The organism is Paenibacillus sp. LjRoot56 (assembly GCF_964253335.1).
Lineage (GTDB): Bacteria > Bacillota > Bacilli > Paenibacillales > NBRC-103111 > Paenibacillus_E > Paenibacillus_E allorhizoplanae.
In genome coordinates, this window is record NZ_CAXURV020000001.1 from 688145 (window position 1) to 704598 (window position 16454).

At 46.6% G+C, this 16454-nt stretch carries 16 protein-coding genes; 9 read left to right on the forward strand and 7 right to left on the reverse strand.

What is annotated here, in order from left to right; all coding sequences use genetic code 11:
• Nucleotides 1–32 precede the first annotated feature (32 nt).
• The gene (locus tag ACSQ8O_RS03030; protein WP_436240427.1) at nt 33–923 is read left to right on the forward strand and encodes a LysR family transcriptional regulator; all 891 of its coding nucleotides are present in this window, start codon (nt 33–35) and stop codon (nt 921–923) included.
• Here ACSQ8O_RS03030 and ACSQ8O_RS03035 read toward each other — a convergent pair.
• Genes ACSQ8O_RS03035 through ACSQ8O_RS03045 form a run of 3 tightly spaced genes read right to left on the reverse strand, consistent with a single transcriptional unit; the run spans nt 883 to nt 2598 of the window.
• The gene (locus ACSQ8O_RS03035; RefSeq protein ID WP_436240428.1) at nt 883–1896 is read right to left on the reverse strand and encodes an NAD(P)-dependent alcohol dehydrogenase; all 1014 of its coding nucleotides are present in this window, start codon (nt 1894–1896) and stop codon (nt 883–885) included. The two genes, ACSQ8O_RS03030 and ACSQ8O_RS03035, sit on opposite strands and share 41 nt — an antisense overlap.
• Nucleotides 1897–1928: 32 nt before the next feature.
• Nucleotides 1929–2150, reverse strand: a complete 222-nt coding sequence (locus ACSQ8O_RS03040) for a helix-turn-helix transcriptional regulator (protein WP_056622054.1) — start codon at nt 2148–2150, stop codon at nt 1929–1931.
• A gap of 1 nt (nt 2151) precedes the next feature.
• Nucleotides 2152–2598: a hypothetical protein gene (locus tag ACSQ8O_RS03045; RefSeq protein ID WP_436240429.1), complete on the reverse strand. Its 447-nt coding sequence runs from the start codon at nt 2596–2598 to the stop codon at nt 2152–2154.
• Nucleotides 2599–2774: 176 nt separating this feature from the next.
• Between ACSQ8O_RS03045 and ACSQ8O_RS03050 the strand changes: the two genes are divergently transcribed.
• From ACSQ8O_RS03050 to ACSQ8O_RS03075, 6 genes are all read left to right on the forward strand, one after another.
• Complete coding sequence (locus ACSQ8O_RS03050) at nt 2775–4346, forward strand: ABC-F family ATP-binding cassette domain-containing protein (protein ID WP_436240430.1); 1572 nt, start codon at nt 2775–2777, stop codon at nt 4344–4346.
• A gap of 15 nt (nt 4347–4361) precedes the next feature.
• Nucleotides 4362–4805 carry an SRPBCC family protein gene (locus tag ACSQ8O_RS03055; RefSeq protein WP_436240431.1) on the forward strand — a complete coding sequence of 148 codons (444 nt, stop codon included), beginning with the start codon at nt 4362–4364 and terminating at the stop codon, nt 4803–4805.
• Between the two features lie 560 nt (nt 4806–5365).
• Nucleotides 5366–5953, forward strand: a complete 588-nt coding sequence (locus tag ACSQ8O_RS03060) for a hypothetical protein (protein ID WP_436240432.1) — start codon at nt 5366–5368, stop codon at nt 5951–5953.
• Between the two features lie 42 nt (nt 5954–5995).
• Nucleotides 5996–8434, forward strand: coding sequence for an S-layer homology domain-containing protein (locus tag ACSQ8O_RS03065; protein WP_436240433.1), 2439 nt, complete (start codon nt 5996–5998; stop codon nt 8432–8434).
• Between the two features lie 74 nt (nt 8435–8508).
• Entirely contained in the window at nt 8509–9735 is a 1227-nt protein-coding gene (locus ACSQ8O_RS03070; RefSeq protein WP_436240434.1) for a redoxin domain-containing protein, read from the forward strand.
• 87 nt (nt 9736–9822) lie between these two features.
• Nucleotides 9823–10218, forward strand: a complete 396-nt coding sequence (locus ACSQ8O_RS03075) for a VOC family protein (protein WP_436240435.1) — start codon at nt 9823–9825, stop codon at nt 10216–10218.
• Nucleotides 10219–10225: 7 nt separating this feature from the next.
• Here the strand turns inward: ACSQ8O_RS03075 and ACSQ8O_RS03080 are convergent, their stop codons facing one another.
• The 3 genes from ACSQ8O_RS03080 to ACSQ8O_RS03090 form a co-directional block, all read right to left on the reverse strand.
• Nucleotides 10226–10750, reverse strand: a complete 525-nt coding sequence (locus ACSQ8O_RS03080; RefSeq protein ID WP_436240436.1) for a hypothetical protein — start codon at nt 10748–10750, stop codon at nt 10226–10228.
• Nucleotides 10751–10842: 92 nt separating this feature from the next.
• The gene (locus tag ACSQ8O_RS03085; protein WP_436240437.1) at nt 10843–11499 is read right to left on the reverse strand and encodes a DUF2306 domain-containing protein; all 657 of its coding nucleotides are present in this window, start codon (nt 11497–11499) and stop codon (nt 10843–10845) included.
• A gap of 129 nt (nt 11500–11628) precedes the next feature.
• Complete coding sequence (locus ACSQ8O_RS03090; protein WP_436240438.1) at nt 11629–12387, reverse strand: exodeoxyribonuclease III; 759 nt, start codon at nt 12385–12387, stop codon at nt 11629–11631.
• A 226-nt stretch (nt 12388–12613) separates the two neighbouring features.
• Between ACSQ8O_RS03090 and cysK the strand changes: the two genes are divergently transcribed.
• Complete coding sequence (gene cysK, locus ACSQ8O_RS03095; protein WP_436240439.1) at nt 12614–13552, forward strand: cysteine synthase A; 939 nt, start codon at nt 12614–12616, stop codon at nt 13550–13552.
• Nucleotides 13553–13701: 149 nt separating this feature from the next.
• Here cysK and ACSQ8O_RS03100 read toward each other — a convergent pair whose 3' ends face one another.
• Entirely contained in the window at nt 13702–14484 is a 783-nt protein-coding gene (locus ACSQ8O_RS03100) for a lipase family protein (RefSeq protein WP_236290887.1), read from the reverse strand.
• Between the two features lie 175 nt (nt 14485–14659).
• Here ACSQ8O_RS03100 and ACSQ8O_RS03105 point away from each other — a divergent pair, with 175 nt between their 5' ends.
• Entirely contained in the window at nt 14660–16375 is a 1716-nt protein-coding gene (locus tag ACSQ8O_RS03105) for an ABC transporter ATP-binding protein (RefSeq protein ID WP_436240440.1), read from the forward strand.
• Nucleotides 16376–16454: the final 79 nt, after the last annotated feature.

A 16454-nucleotide genomic window follows, 5' to 3' on the forward strand; every position in this document is an offset into this window, starting at 1 on the left:
TTAACTAAACAAATAGTTAAGGATGGATGACATTGAATATTATACAGCTCCAATATTTCGTTGATTCGGCGGAGTCGGGCTCGTTTACAGAAACGTCCAAAAAGCACGGAATTACCGTACCAGCCGTTAGTCAATCCATCAGTCAGCTAGAGAATGAATTAGAAGCTACGCTTTTTACTCGTTCCAAAAAAGGGATTGCTCTTACACAGGATGGGTTTAAAGCTATGAAATATGCACGTACCATACTAACTAACGTCCGAAATATGAGAAATGAGCTCTCCAAGTCCAATCGAATCAACACAGGGAATATCGTAATCGCCACCATTCCTGGCATGGTTTCGTTGGTGACGGACACCACGATTACCTTTATGGGGATCTATCCTCATATTAATGTTCAACTTTTGGAGGGCGATAATACAGCGGTTATGAATCAGGTGATGAAGGGGGAAGCGGATATGGGGTTCGTCTCCTTGTCGCGCGAGAGTCAAGACGACTCCTTCATGTGGGAGCCTGTGATTCGCGGGGAAGCGGTCATTGTGGTGAATAAGCAATCCCCTTTGCGGTTTTTAACAGCGATAACAAGCTCTGAATTACAAAATGAAGTATTGGTTATTTATAAAGATGCTTATATTGAGAGGATTGCAGCGGAATTGATTGCAGGAGATTCTGGCAACCGAATTGCATTGACGACCAATAACACCCAAGCCATCATGCAAATGGTTAGCCGCGGTAATGCCATCACCATCGCGACGGATTACATCGTGAATACGATGCCGGAGAAATTCAAAAACGGAGTCGTCTCGATACCGATTGGAAAATATAAAAAATACCCGAACTATCTATGGCGAATTACAAAGAAGGATGTTGAAGTGTCTGCGATCATTAAGGAGTATACGCAGCATTTGTATGCGAATTTGGAGTGAATGGATGCCCCCCAAACGTAATAACCACATTCCCCTTCTTACGCCCTGTTTCCACATAACTATGAGCCTCAGCTAGCTGTTCCAACGGGTAACGCCTGTCAATCACGGCTTTCATCTGACCCGCCTCAAAAAGCTCCGCGAGAAACGCGAGATTTTCTTTCTTCTGCTGTAAACCCGAAGCTGTGAATTTGGCTTTTTTACTGCCGATCTTAGATGTCCATAGCATCTGAAGCATAATGCCCAGCGATGGAACGGTCGTGAGATAGACTCCATTTGCAGAGAGCGAGCCTCTACATTGTGTGAATGAACGTTTGCCTACCGCATCGAAAATAACATCGTAAGTTCGGCCGTTTTTTGTGAAATCTTCCTGCGTATAATCAATAACCCGATCTGCCCCCAGCGACTTCACAAATGAGGCATTCGTGGAACTGCACACACCCGTCACTTCTGCTCCGAAGTACTTCGCCAGTTGTACCGCGTAAGCCCCTACGGATCCGGAGGCACCGTTGATCAAGATTGTGTGTCCCCGTTGAAGTCGTGCCGTATCTCGGAGAAATATCAATGCTGTTAAGCCGCCATCACAGAGACCAGCAGCCTCTTCATAGCTCGCGTGAACTGGAAGCTTAGCCAGTGTGCCAGCTTCAGGCAGACAGACGTACTCCGCATAGGCCCCGAAAGTAGTCGGACTTATTCCAGAAACGCGATCGCCAACTTGGAAGGCCGTGACGCTTTTACCCACTGCATCAATTTCACCTGCGAACTCCACGCCGAGTATCGTATGTTTGGGTCTGTGCAGACCATACATCAATCGGATGATGAAAGGGTCAGCCTTGCGAAAAGCACAATCCGAAGGGGTGACAATGGCCGCGTGCAGTTTAATCCTTACTTCACTGTCCTTGGGTTCAGGTTTATCTACCTCTTTCAGTTGAAGCACATCAGGTGACCCGTAGGTGGTACATACAATCGCTCTCATGGGAACCCCTCCTGGATAGAAATTGATCTTTCTCACACCTGCTCATCCTCGATAAAGAAAACATCCTCCAACGGTAACTTAAAGACTCGTGAAATACGAAATGCCAATTCCAAAGAAGGGGAGTATTTGCCCTGTTCGAGGGCGACGATGGTTTGTCTGGTTACTCCAACTTTATCTGCCAACTGCTGTTGCGTCATTTCATCCTGATTAAATCGTAATTTCCTTATGTGATTGCTGATCAAACTTTTGCCCATCTTAAACTCCTTTCCGATAATGATAGAGCGTTGTGAACACACTGGCCATTTCTGACAAAAAACCTGAGAAGATCAGAATGATGAACATCGTGGTAGGCGTCATATCCAACACCAGTGATCCCATGGCCAGAAGAAAGCCAAGCGTAAACACATAGTGCGAATTTCTTGTCGCTTTCAAATCAATGAGTTTGTCGAGTTCATCGGAGAAAGAAGGCTCCACTTCTTTGGTCGTAATGCGATAAATGATATTGAAAATGATAGCAATAATGATTTTAGCTACAATGGATACCGGGATTAAGATTAAGATAGCTGCGGCCCAAAAGCGGAGAGTTTCCGTCGTATCCATATTCGTATCCTGAACCTTTTGAAAGATATACCAACAATAAAAACCAAAAATGAACACCGTGCTTATAAATGAGACGATATGCTTTTTCTCTTGATAGGACATTTCTTCCATGCCTCCTGTATGTTCATTTTTACCTTTAGTATAATATTATATACACAATGTAACTTATACTATACATTAAGTCAACTGTACAATACACCATTTAATTAAAAATGTCGTGAACGCAAACATGATATAATCAGCCTAGAAATGAATGATGCAGGTCAAAGGGGATAGCCATGAGTGTAATTCGTTTGGAGAACGTTACGAAGAAATATGAGGACGCGATGATTTTTCGCGATATTTATTTTAAGGTGGGTCAAGGTGAGCGAATTGGCTTAATTGGACGGAATGGTGCGGGGAAATCGACGGTTTTTAGACTGATCATGGGGAAAGAAGAGCCCACATCAGGCAAAGTAGAAGTTGATCCTCTGGTTAAAATAGGGTATTTCTCGCAATTCTCGGAAATGACCGGAAGCTTGTCCGTTCAGCAAGAGTTGGAAATGTGCTTTGAGCAGGTTGCGTTGATCGAACGCGAGTTGCAGGAAGTTGGTGAGAAGCTCGGTATGGTCACGGATGACGGAGAGATGGATAAGCTGCTGACGAGGCAAGCTGAGCTATTTGAGCAAATGGAACATTTGGACGGATGGAACGTTTCTGTAGAGATCAACACCGTTCTAACGAAGCTTGGGTTTAATGAGCGGTCGCGGCATCAGCCTGTCGATGAATTGTCCGGGGGCTGGAGAAATCGTGCGGCGCTTGCCAAAATGCTCATAGAGCAACCTGACGTTGTCCTGCTGGACGAGCCGACCAATTACTTAGATATCGAAGGGATCGCTTGGTTGGAGCAGTGGCTGTATCGGTTTAAAGGCGCGATGATTCTGATTTCTCATGACCGGGAATTTATTGACAAGGTCGTCACGCAAGTGATCGAGATCGAGAACTATCGCTTTCAGGATTATGAGGGGAATTATACCGACTATATCCGCAAAAAGAAGATGCGCAAAAAAGAGCTCGACCGCCAATTTGAGTGGGAAGAAGAGCTGCTCCTCATGGAGTCAGAGGCTATCGAAAGCCGCGCCAGCAAGAAAATGTCCAAGGACCGTCTCTCGCGTCAGCTCGCAGATAACAAGAAACGGATCGAACCCCACCCCGTCAATGTACTGATCACAGATATTTATGAGCGCCTGCGGTTTCCGGACAAGCTGTGCGAGGTGAAAGGAATCGGTCAGACCTACGAGGATCGGACCATCTTTCAGAATGTCAGCTTCGATATTCAAAAGGAAGACCGCCTAGTCATCGTAGGCCCGAACGGAAGCGGGAAATCCACGCTCATCAAGGTGCTTACGGGACAGGAGAAGCCGGAGTCCGGCGAGGTGATCTGGGAGAAAGGCGTCAGCTACGCGTATTTTAACCGAATGTGGGAAGAGCTTAATCCGAAGGATACCGTTAGCCATGCGGTGAATACGTACGGCCTCGGACTGGATGCGCCGCGGAAAAAGGTGAACAAATTCCTCGCCATGCTGCAATTTTCGGAGATGGACCTTAGCAAGTTTATTGGTAACTTGTCCGGTGGTCAGAAGGCACGGGTCGCGCTAGCGAAGTGTCTCCTCTCCGGCGCCGCGGTCATCATCTTGGATGAGCCGACGAACCATCTCGATCTCATGAGCATTCAAGTCATGGAGCAGGCGTTGATTCATTTCCCTGGTGCGGTGATTACAGTAAGTCACGATCGGTTCTTTATTGATAAAATCGGCACGAAAATGCTGACGTTTGACCCTGCGACGGGGGTCACTGAGCAGAATTTATAGGTAGGAGAGGTTGGTATGGAACAGTTTACAGTCGTCCAAAGTATTTGGATTCAGGCTTCGTTGCAACGCGCATGGCAAGCGGTGACGGAAGGCGAGCAGCTTACGGAGTGGTACTCACCAGGCTCGCCATGGGACGTCTTGGAGCTTGCGCCGGGGGCTGAGGTTTACTTTCACCATTCACCGAATGAGTACCACGCGGGGACGGAGGTTGTTAGCTTGCGAGCCATCATCGAGAAAGTTGAACCTCAGCAACGCTTCGCGTTGCGTTGGGAGTTTAGTGTACCAGATTCGGAGATGATCACGACATTTCTCACGGTGGAGGAAGGTGACGGCACACGTGTGACGATCACGGAGACGGGCTATGAGACCCAAGAGCAGGCGAAGCCGACCGAAGAGGGGTATGCGATGTCGTTGGACAATTTGAAGGCTTACTTGGAGGGACGCGAGCTGCCTTATTAGAAAGCGTGAGCCACAGCATCGTGAGCTTGGAGCCACTAACTGGATAACATACAGTTAATTTCGCCCGAATAAGCACTTTTGTTCAATTAGCTGTAAAAAGCACAGTTAATTTCAAGGCCAGATGTCATAAACGGAAGAATGCGAAGAATTAACTGTTCGTTCCATCTATTGCGGATAATTAGCAGTTTGACGTCAAAATAGATGGAGCTTTTCCAGTTAATGAGGTGGCAGAATTAGGTGGCCGCAGCCGCATTTACAGGGGGGATTTGTCAATTCCGATAAAACCTATAGGAATTATTTAAAAAATCATTGACAGATATCTCCATGCCATTTAAGATAGGTTTACATTGAGATTCACACATGTCGTATGCATCTCAACAGATATCGAACATGATCTACTGGACAGCCAGAGATTCAACAGGAGCAGATGTAATTGCTCTTCGTTGTGTCTCTTTTTTTTTATCTTCTAAACAACCACAAGGAGGGTGACAGCGAAGAAGCAAGTCGGCATGATGGCAATTGCAAGGAATTAAACCTCAAATGGAAAGGGATGTTCAAACATGGCTAACATTGGACTATCAAAATTTAAATTATTGGCAATACTCGCAGCGATTGCTGTACTTATTGTCATCTATGCGGTCACCGTATCCGCTTCGAAGAGCACAGATAATAATGGAACGACGGCTGTTGTGACAACAACGCAAGCTCCATCAGCAACACCGAAAGTGGAGACTCCACCTCAAGCTGCGGTAGCCGCAGTTGCTGAAACTAAGCCGCAAGCAGCTGCAACACCAGCTGTGGAAGTTACACAGACGCAAACTGCTGCTGCAACACCAGCAGCCACAACTGCTCCTACAACGAACACTGCGGCAACCACTGCCGTGAATACGAAAGCACCTGAAGTTAAGACAGCGGCAGTAACTACTGCGACTGAAACGAAAAAATCAGAAGTCGTCACAAAAGCGGAAGAGCCTAAACCAACAGCTGAACCAGTGAAGAAAGAAGAGCCCAAAGCTGCCGTGGCTGAGAATCCACAGCCTGCTCAAGTGAAGCCAGCAGCTACACCGGTGCCTGCCAAAGCAGCTGCAACTCCTGCGCCTGCTGCTCAAGATGAAGAGAACTGCGACATCGAAGAAGAGGGTTGCTAATTAGAGCAATAAGCTAACGAAACTAACACAGAGGAGAATACCATGACTAAATCATCGACAACTAATAAAGCATTAACGCTGCTCCTGGCTGCTACGCTCGTTTTACCTTTTTTACATACGAACCAAGCAAGCGCCGCAGCGTCATCAGCCCCAATCAACAGCACTTATACCAGTTATTTCAACCAAAAATATGATAATCTTGTTGACGATAAGAACGTTTTTAAAACAACAACCTATCATGAACTTGATTATTTGCTAGACTCCGAAGGAACCTATGTTTTCCTCTTCGGCGGTGCTTGGAGTAAAGATACACAAGCCGTTGTAGGATACATTAATGAGGTAGCACAAGCGAAGGGAATCAAGTCCGTCTATAACTTTGATACGCGATTAGATGGTGCAAACCCTGCTACGGATATCGCAGACTCCGCCAACAATCCAATCTCGAGACGTTATGTCGATCTGGTTAATAAGTATTTAACCAATCTCAGCACACAAATCAAGGGTTCGGAAAGTGTCACGTACAGCAATGATGTAACGTCAGGCAAAGCGCCTAATCTCGTTACCAAAACCTTAACAGGGACAGCTCAAAAGATTCAAACTCCATTCCTGTTTGTGTACAACAAAAATAACAAAAATGGCGCTGCCAATGCACCGATTATTTCTTCGGTAGAGGGAATCGACGCACTTTTAACCAATGGTGTTGTGGATAAGGCCAAAGTGGATGCGTATAAAGCCAAAGTCAGCGCGGCATTTGATGCGGTTCCAGCTAACCTGAAAGCAGGCTTACAAGCCGATCAAAACAACAACAACTATATTGCATCCTCCTATAACGAATTCGCGGGAGAAACGATTTTTGGCGAAGCGGATAAAGACATCGTGCTTGATCCAGTAACCTATGACGAGCTTAATGGTGTGTTGAAAAGCGAAGGGAACTATGTTTTCCTATTCGGATGCTCTTGGTGCCCTAATACACGGGCAGTTGCGAAGTATGTCAACGAATATGCCAAGAAATACAATGTAACCAAAGTGTACAACTGGGATACGAAGCTGGATGGAGGTATTGGCGGGACACCAGATGTGCCTGTAGGAACGGATAGCAGCAATTTCCTTCAAATCCGTGCAACTGGTGCTCTATTTTCCGATCGTTACGTAGATCTGGTTAATACATATTTAACGAATATCGAAACTCTTTATGCGAAAGCAAGCAATAATGTCAGCTACAAGGATGCAAACGGGGTTGAACATGTAGCAAACAAGCTGCAAGTCCCTTACTTCTTTATTTACAATAAAGATCATAAAGATGCACAAGGCAAACCGGCCCCAATTCTTGATCATGTTGAGTTAATGTACACGTGGAAAGATATTCAACCTGACTATGAATTAAACGGGAAAAAAGGTGTCAATTACAATAACTACATCGAGGCGCTAGATCGTGCCTTCTCAGAACTGCAAGGTGCGGCTGAACAAGCGGCTCCAACAGGACTGACAGGGAAAGCTCCGAAGTCAGACACGAGCAAAGATGGTCAAATCAGCGGTACGTCTACAGCTCTTGAGTACAAACGGGCAGAAGACAAAGCTTATGCACCAGTAACAGGCACTTCCCTTACAGGACTTACGCAAGGTACTTATTACGTGCGAGTTGCAGCTAAAGCTGGCTTCAAGCCAAGTCCATCCACGATCATTGACTTGAATTTGGAGCAACCGGCAGCACCATCTGGGCTAGGCACTGCAGCAGCAACAACTTCGTTGAGTCTTGATGGCAAAATCACAGGCACAACTGCACAGTTGGAATATAAACTTTCCGGAACAACCAAATACACGGCAGCCAAAGCCACAGAAACGACAGGACTATCGGCAGGCACTTATCAAGTTAGATATGCAGCCAAGTATGGCTATAACCCAAGTCCAGCAACGGATGTTGTGATCACGTACACGAAATCTGCCTTTGTAGATGTGCCAGAGTCAGCATGGCACAATCAAGCGATTAACTTCTTAGCAGCTAATAAGATTGCTGGCGGCACGGACGAGACTCATTTCAGTCCGAATGACAAGCTAACAAGAGGACAGTTCATTACGCTACTATTAAAAGCATACGGTATAGCGCCGGAAGAGAACGCGAAAGACAATTTCGCGGATGCAGGCAATACGTATTACACGCCTTATTTGGCGGCTGCTAAACGTCTAAACATTGCCGGTGGTGTTGGCGACAACCAATTCGCGCCGAATCAAAGCATCTCTCGTGAGGAGCTGTTCACACTATTACATCGCTCGTTAGGTGTACTGAATAAGCTCCCAAAAGGGAATGGGGCAGCTACATTGTCTAGTTTCACGGATGCTAACCAAATCGCAGGATTTGCACAAGAAGCATTCAGGTCCCTTGTTGAGAGTGGAATCCTTACAGGGGATAACGCTAAGCTCAACCCGCAAAACCTATCCACAAGAGCTGAAGCTGCTCAAGTGTTATACAACTTACTTAAATAAGAGGTGAAATGGGTAGCCGCAAGGCTGCCCATTTTGCCCATTTGGGTTAAAACGATCATTGGAGGAGAACCGATTTGGATTTCATCTTGGCATTTTCAGCGGGACTGCTTTCATTCATATCCCCTTGCGTTCTTCCGCTCATTCCTGTGTATTTCAGCTATATTGTAGGCTCGTCCTTAACCGATCTGGTTACAAATAAAGGGAAGAGTCAAGTCATCTATAAATCCTTATTCTTTATATTGGGGTTCTCCCTTGTGTTTATAGGCTTAGGCATTTCCGTAAGCTCGATCAGCAAATTATTTACGTCCAATTTATCCATTTTCAGACAGATTGGCGGTGTAGTCATCATCCTATTTGGGCTTCATATGACAGGGATATTTAAGATTAAACTGTTGTATTCCGAAAAAAGGTTCTTAACCGGCGGTCCATCTGTGAAAAAAACAGGTCCCTTCCTGGTAGGCATGGCCTTCGCGGTGGGCTGGACACCTTGTATCGGTCCGATGCTCTCAACGATTCTTATCTATGCGGGCAGCATGGAAACGATTCAGAAGGGAGTCCTTCTCCTCACGGTCTACTCGCTTGGGATGGCGGTGCCATTTGTGCTTTCAGCCTTTTTAGTTGAACATTTATCCCGATTGTTAAAAAAGGTTTCCAAATACCTGCCCATTTTTTCTGTCATCAGCGGCGTCATCATGATCTTTATGGGTCTTCTAGTTTTTACGAATCGGATGGAGATGATAAATCAGTCTTTTTCCTTTTTAACAAGCTCGTATAGCATTAGTGAAAAAACAGCAGTGGAAACCTCCAGCTTGCAGCCAGCGGCTCCAAATACGGAGAGCATAGAGGGGGCTACAACGCCCGAGAAGCTATTACTTAACGCTCAGGAGCGGGAGAATGCGATTGATTTCACAGTAACGGACTTACATGGTCAGCGGGTAACCTTGAGCGATCTGAAAGGCAAGAACGTGTATATCAACTTTTGGGCGACTTGGTGCAAGTGGTGTATCAAAGAAATGCCGGATATGGAGAAGGTCTATCACGATTACAAAGATGACAATATCGTTATATTGGCTATTGATGTCGGTGAAAGTCAGGATAAGGTAAACGAATATTTGAAAGAACATCCCTATTCCTTCCGTGTGATGCTTGATCCTGATAAAAAGGTCACGCAAGCGTACAAACTCCGGTCGATTCCGGTTTCGATTTTTGTAGATAAGCAGGGGAGGGTTGCCTACAACCGAGTAGGCACGTTAACGGAAGATCAGATGAGGACCGTTATTAAGGGACTGTTGGCTGAGTAGGAGATTCACAAAATAAGAACACTTGATCCCACTTGGTTTTGCGTGTTACAATTTTAGGAAATAGACCAGAAACGGTGGGATTGCACGATGAGAATTCAATTAGAAGGCATCACAATATTATCAAAGGATGTTGTACGACTAGCTCGTTTTTATCGGGAAGTGTTAGGTTTTCGAATTGTGGTTGAAGAAGCGGATTATGTTGAATTCGACAATAGCGGCGTTCGTCTAGCCATTTTCACGACTCCCCTAATGGCGGATAATACGAATGGTCATCCTTCGTTTTTGGAAGAGCGCAAAGGGCAAGCCTTTGAGTTTAATTTTCAATGTGACTCACCAGAAGACGTGCACGCTCTTTATGAGGAGTACGTCTCCAAAGGGGCTACGGCGATTATGGAGCCAAAGGTGAAGTCATGGGGACACGTAACGGCCTTCTTCGCTGATCCGGATGGGAATATTCATTCGCTTTTTGCGGCAGTTAACTAACCCAGAATCAACGTAATATTACAAACGCATCAGGATAGTTTCGGATGTAGGTCGCTATACCTTGATGAGTGATCTCTGCAGCATCTAGCAAATCTGCGTATAGCGGTCTGACCTCCGACATCAGCTCAGGATCATGGTCGAGATCACTTGCAGAAATATCAAAATTCGTGATATTTCTCGGGTGATTTCGTTGCCTAAGGAGCGACTCCATGCGTTCGACAAGAGGCAACGTGGAGCTGTCTTTGAAAAAGCGCAGCGCGCTTTGAATGCCCGCCCATTTTGCTGGCTGCGCGAGGAAATAGGCACTCCACCAATAGCAATCAGCCTGTGATTTGATGGCATGGGTATGATAGACGTGGAAGGCGAACAAGGCCTGTTGGCCTGGTGAAAGCTCTTGAAATAGCCCTGAGATGAAATCATCACCTCGCGATTGAATCTCTTTATAAGCTTGGATGATTGGCTGGAAGCAGGCCGCTATAAGTGCTTCGTCGCCTAAAGTATGGAACATGTCTTGCCTCATTATCACTAGCATGGACGTATCACTCCTTCTTTTATAGTATACAAGAGGATTACAAGGAAATAACCCCTCTCTAAATCGAAGGGGTTCATGTACCGCATGCTTATTTAAGCGTTTATAGGTTTTGAAATTCTGCCAATCCCAGCACGAATGATCATTTCAGCAAGAAGTAAATTCGGTAACCAACAGATCCAAGCAATGACACCGAACGTATCATTCGTATCCGTGAGGCCCCAGAACACACCTGCTAATGGCGTCATAACACGGAGAGAGATTGCTGCGCAGGACAGCGCGTAATTTCGTAACATCCATTGACCGTGTGTGCGTGGGTTGCGATCAGCAATGATGCTTTTTAGGCTTTGGTAAAGCGTGTACAACCACATGAGAGATAAAGCTCCAAAGCCGAGCTGAGCACTCAAGCCACCGCTAGTGTAATAAGCCATATAAAGACCGGTTACACCTGCTACTGTAATCATCGTTGCATACATATAGCCAATTGCGCGATGGACATTCGGTGTTCGGAGGCGAATCCTCTTGATAAATTGCAACCAACCAATGCCAAGCGCAATGCCGCCAGAAACCGCGTGGAACCATAGCACGGTATACCAGAGATCAGGCATGGCACCTTTCTCGGTAACAAAGCCTTGATCTTTGATATCATCTGGGTTGCCATACAGTAACAAGGCATAAGCCGCGATCCCAACGGCTAGGAAGGCTAGAATACCAAAAATCCAATTCCGTCGTCTTCTTCGGTTTCTCTTCACGTTACATCCCTCACAGCTCATCGAATTCTTGTTGATTCGATCTTACCACTTAGGAAGTTATTTCCAGAAGCGACCAAGGTCGGAGCGGATGCTCCTCCTTAAGTCGGGGATTGGAATCAGCCAAGCTCGCTAGGCTAAATCCAACTCCAAAACCACCGGACAATGATCGCTCCCTAGAATGTCACACGCAATAGATGCTTCAGTGATCTTCGGTGCTAATCGTGCTGATGCGAGGAAATAGTCAATTCGCCAGCCTACATTCCGAGCACGAACGCCAGGCATATTAGACCACCATGAGTACACATCTGTTCTCTCCGGGTATAGGTGCCGGAACGTATCGAGAAAGCCTGCTGCTAATAAATCCGTCATTTTGCCGCGCTCTTCGAGGGTGAATCCGGAGTTGTTATGATTGCCTTTGGCATTTTTTATATCGATCTCGTGATGGGCGACATTCAAATCACCGCAAACCAAGACAGGCTTCACAGCATCTAATCCGACCAAATAGTCACGAAAGCGATCTTCCCACTCTAGCCGATAGGGTAGTCTAGATAAATCACGCTTCGCGTTCGGTGTATACACCGTTACGAGATAGAAATTCTCGAACTCTAAGGTCAGGATGCGACCTTCAGGCTCGGAATCTTCTTCGATACCGTATCGGACAGAAAGGGGCTCTGCTTTCGAGAAAACAGCCGTGCCGGAATATCCTTTTTTCTCCGCATAGTTCCAATATTGCTTGTATCCCTCACCTAGATCGAGGTCGATTTGCCCCTCTTGCAGCTTTGTTTCCTGCAAGCAGAAGAGATCCGCATCCACCTCTTTAAAATAGTCCGTAAATCCTTTATTCACACAGGCTCTCAAGCCATTTACATTCCAAGATACCAGTTTCATTGTGGATTCCCCTTGCTTTCTAGTTATGATAGTTATCATTAAAAATAAGTGTACCATATGTTCGCTTCAGGGTCGTCCTAATCCAATAAATCCCCAATATAAGAAAATATCATACTTCTTCATCAGGATTATTGATTTAATTTCCCGCGAAACAGGTGCTATACTTAAATATATCCCACTAAACGTATCGGTTTAATATTACACCTGCGAAAGCGAGGGTCTCCCCATGACCAAAATATATAATAATTTAACAGAACTCATCGGAAATACACCGTTGCTGGAGCTCTGGAATTTCAATAAAAGGCAAGGGCTTGAAGCTCGCATTGTCGCGAAGCTGGAGTATTTCAATCCGGCGGGCAGCGTAAAGGATCGCATTGGCTATGCCATGCTGAAGGATGCAGAACGCAAGGGGAAAATCAATCAGGATACCGTCATTATCGAGCCGACGAGTGGGAATACGGGCATAGGTCTGGCTTTTGCTGCAGCAGCTTTAGGCTATCGGTTGATCATTATTTTACCGGATTCGTTCAGTGAGGAGCGCCGCAAAATTGTAAGAGCCCTAGGCGCAGAGCTTGTCCTCACACCAGCTGCGGAAGGTATGCAGGGTGCCATTCGTAAGGCCAAGGAATTAGCTGCTGGGCTGCCCAATTCTTATATCCCGCAGCAGTTCAGCAATCCAGCTAATCCTGAGGTTCATCGTACGACCACCGCAGAAGAGATTTGGCGAGATACAGGCGGGAAAGTTGATATTTTTGTAGCAGGCGTAGGTTCAGGTGGTACGATTACGGGTGTAGGAGAGATTCTGAAACAGCGACATTCCGATGTTCAAATTGTTGCCGTTGAACCTGCAGGTTCCCCCGTGCTGTCCGGCGGCACACGTGGTGTGCACCAGATCCAAGGGATCGGCGCAGGTTTTGTACCGGATAACTTCAACCGGGCCATCGTGGACGAAATTCTCACTGTTAGCAATGAAGAGGCGATGGAGACGGCGCGTCAATTAGCCAAAAGCGAGGGACTTCTCGTTGGGATATCGTCTGGAGCCGCAACCTTTGCAGCTGTTCAACTGGCGAAGCGACCTGAGAATAAAGGGAAGACGATCGTCGTCATCCTACCGGACACTGGAGAGCGATATTTGTCATCGGCGCTTTTTGCAGAGCTTGAATAAGGAGAAAAAGGTAATCCAAAACACCGTGTAAGGTAGCGAAATCGCACCATTCACGGTGTTTTGCATGCCGGAATCTAGCGAAATTGATTCCACGAAATACGATAAAATATGTGTAAAAAGAGACTATGGGGACCTTCCCATAGTCTCTTTCAATTCGGGCAGAAGCCCGGCGTCTTGGCGCAGAGGAGCTTCGCATATTTCGGATCGAGCTTAGCCAGCTCTGTGAAATAACTGCTAACGGCATGATTACCAGCGAATGACCCGGTCGGAAAGTCGAGCTCAACGGCTTTTTTAACATGGATATAGTGATAGAGGTCACCCGTACGAGGCGATTTGTAAACGAGAGGCGGCAGCGAAGGAACCATATCATTGCGATTATACACGCGATAATGGGGACCTGTTTTACGGTTAAATTGACCCGCGAATGTCGTATTGCCGACACGGGGCGAACCGAAAGTGTAGACCGACGGGTCTCTAAACTTTGTGTTGGTTGCCAAATCTGCTGCACATAAAGTAGCCAACGAGCCGCCGAGACTATGCCCTGTGAGGTAGAGTTGTTTGTGAGGGGATAGCTTACTCATTGCAGTTACAATTTGTTTGCGGGCGGATTCGTAAATGTCCAGAAACCCCTGGTGCACAAGACCGCCATCTTTGGCATAGGGGAAATTAGTTTGTCTAGCAATGGCATCTGAGATCCAGTCCGATGTAGTGGATGTGCCCCGAAATACAATTACAATTTGACTATCGGATTCGGCAATAAAGCCAAATAACTCACGCCCGCCAAAAGCGGAATTCGCCGTGATTGAAGTCACAATACGATAGGCAGCGGGTAAGATAACGCCTTCTGTACCTTGTTCTAGTTGTGTATAACTTTGACCGCACATCGCTGCGAGGCGAAGAGCAGTTCGCGTATCCATAGAGTTGTTGAACATGATGACATGCCTCCACAGCCAGGATAAGATATACCTATTCATATGAAAATATTGGATACATGTCCTCCGACAACTGCCTATTTGTGGAGGTTTTCAGGTATAATAGGCAATGTTGCAGCCATTACGTGAGCGAGACCACGGAGGTTGTCAACGATACGAAAGGTGGAATAGACACATGTTGAGAAGGTTTTTTTCATACTATCGACCCTATAAGCACTTATTTATTTTGGATTTCACTTGTGCGGTGGTAGCTGGGTTACTGGAACTAGGGTTCCCGCTGGCCGTCAATCAGGTTATCGATAAATTGCTTCCTGCAGGGAATTGGGCTTGGATTATTTGGGCGTGTGTGGGGTTGTTGGCCGTCTATGTGCTGAATACACTTCTGAACTTCGTCGTTACTTATTGGGGTCACATGCTGGGGATTAACATTGAAACGGATATGCGGAAAAAGCTATTCACTCATCTGCAGAAGCTGAGCTTCCGATTCTATGATAACAATAAAACAGGGCAGCTCATGTCGCGGATGTCGAATGATTTGCTTGAAATCGGCGAGGTCGCGCATCATGGTCCGGAGGATCTATTTATCGCTGTAATGACACTGATTGGCGCGCTGATACTTATGCTGCAAATTAATGTGAAGTTGGCGTTGCTAACGTTCGTCATTGTTCCGTTTCTTCTATGGATTGCCGTGTATTTTAATCAGAAAATGACCAAAACCTTCCGTCGCATGATGGGCGATCTCGCGGATATTAATGCAAGAGTTGAAGATAACATCGGCGGTATTCGTGTCGTACAAGCGTTCGCGAACGAAGCTCATGAGAAGAAATTGTTCGAGGTGAATAATGGCCGATTCCGATTGACGAAGCTGGCTTCTTATAAAATCATGGCGTGGAACATTTCCTTGAGCTACATTTTAATGCGTTCTGTGACGGTATTCGTACTGATCTGTGGCACATGGTTTGTTATCGATAAGCAAATTAGCTATGGCGAGTTCATTGCCTTTGTTCTATTGACGAATGTATTCTTAGGTCCAATTCAGAAAATTAATAACGTCATTGAAAGCTATCCGAAGGGGATCGCTGGCTTCAAGCGCTATGTAGAGGTCATCGACACCGAGCCGGAGGTTGCCAATCATCAGAATGCTCGGAAGGTGGATCATCTCGATGGCCAAATCAAATTTAACAATGTGTCCTTCGGGTATGGGGACGAGGCTCGTGTTTTGAATAACATCTCCCTGTCCATTCGTGCAGGGGAGACCGTTGCATTCGTCGGTCCTTCAGGCGCAGGCAAAACGACGATCTGCTCCCTGCTGCCTCGTTTCTACGATGTCAGCGAGGGCAGCATTGCCATTGACGGTCTCGATATTCGCCATATCGAGCTGGAATCGCTGCGCCGTCAAATCGGCATCGTGCAGCAGGATGTATTCCTGTTCTCCGGCACGATGCGGGAGAACATTGCGTACGGCAAGCTAGGCGCGACGGATGAGGAGATCTGGGACGCTGCGCGGCGCGCGCAGCTGCAAGGTTATATCCAGTCCCAGCCGAAGGGACTGGATACGGTGATCGGAGAGCGCGGTGTCAAGCTCTCCGGCGGGCAGAAGCAGCGCCTCGCGATCGCGCGCATGTTCTTGAAGAATCCGCCGATTCTCATCTTAGATGAGGCGACATCGGCGCTGGATACCGAGACCGAAGCGGCGATCCAGCAGTCTTTGGCGGAGCTGTCGAAGGGCCGCACGACGCTTGTCATTGCGCATCGACTCGCGACGATCAAGAACGCGGACCGCATTGTCGTTGTGACGGAAGAGGGCATCACCGAGCAAGGCGCGCATGAGGAACTCATCGCTGTCGGAGGTGTGTACAGCCGCCTGCATCAGGCGCAGTTCAGTTCTTAAGAAGCTTTCACCTCCCTGTTAGTTAGGGGAAGTGGAGGCTTTTTCTTTTTTTGACAGAATAGACTAGTCCTGCCCAAAA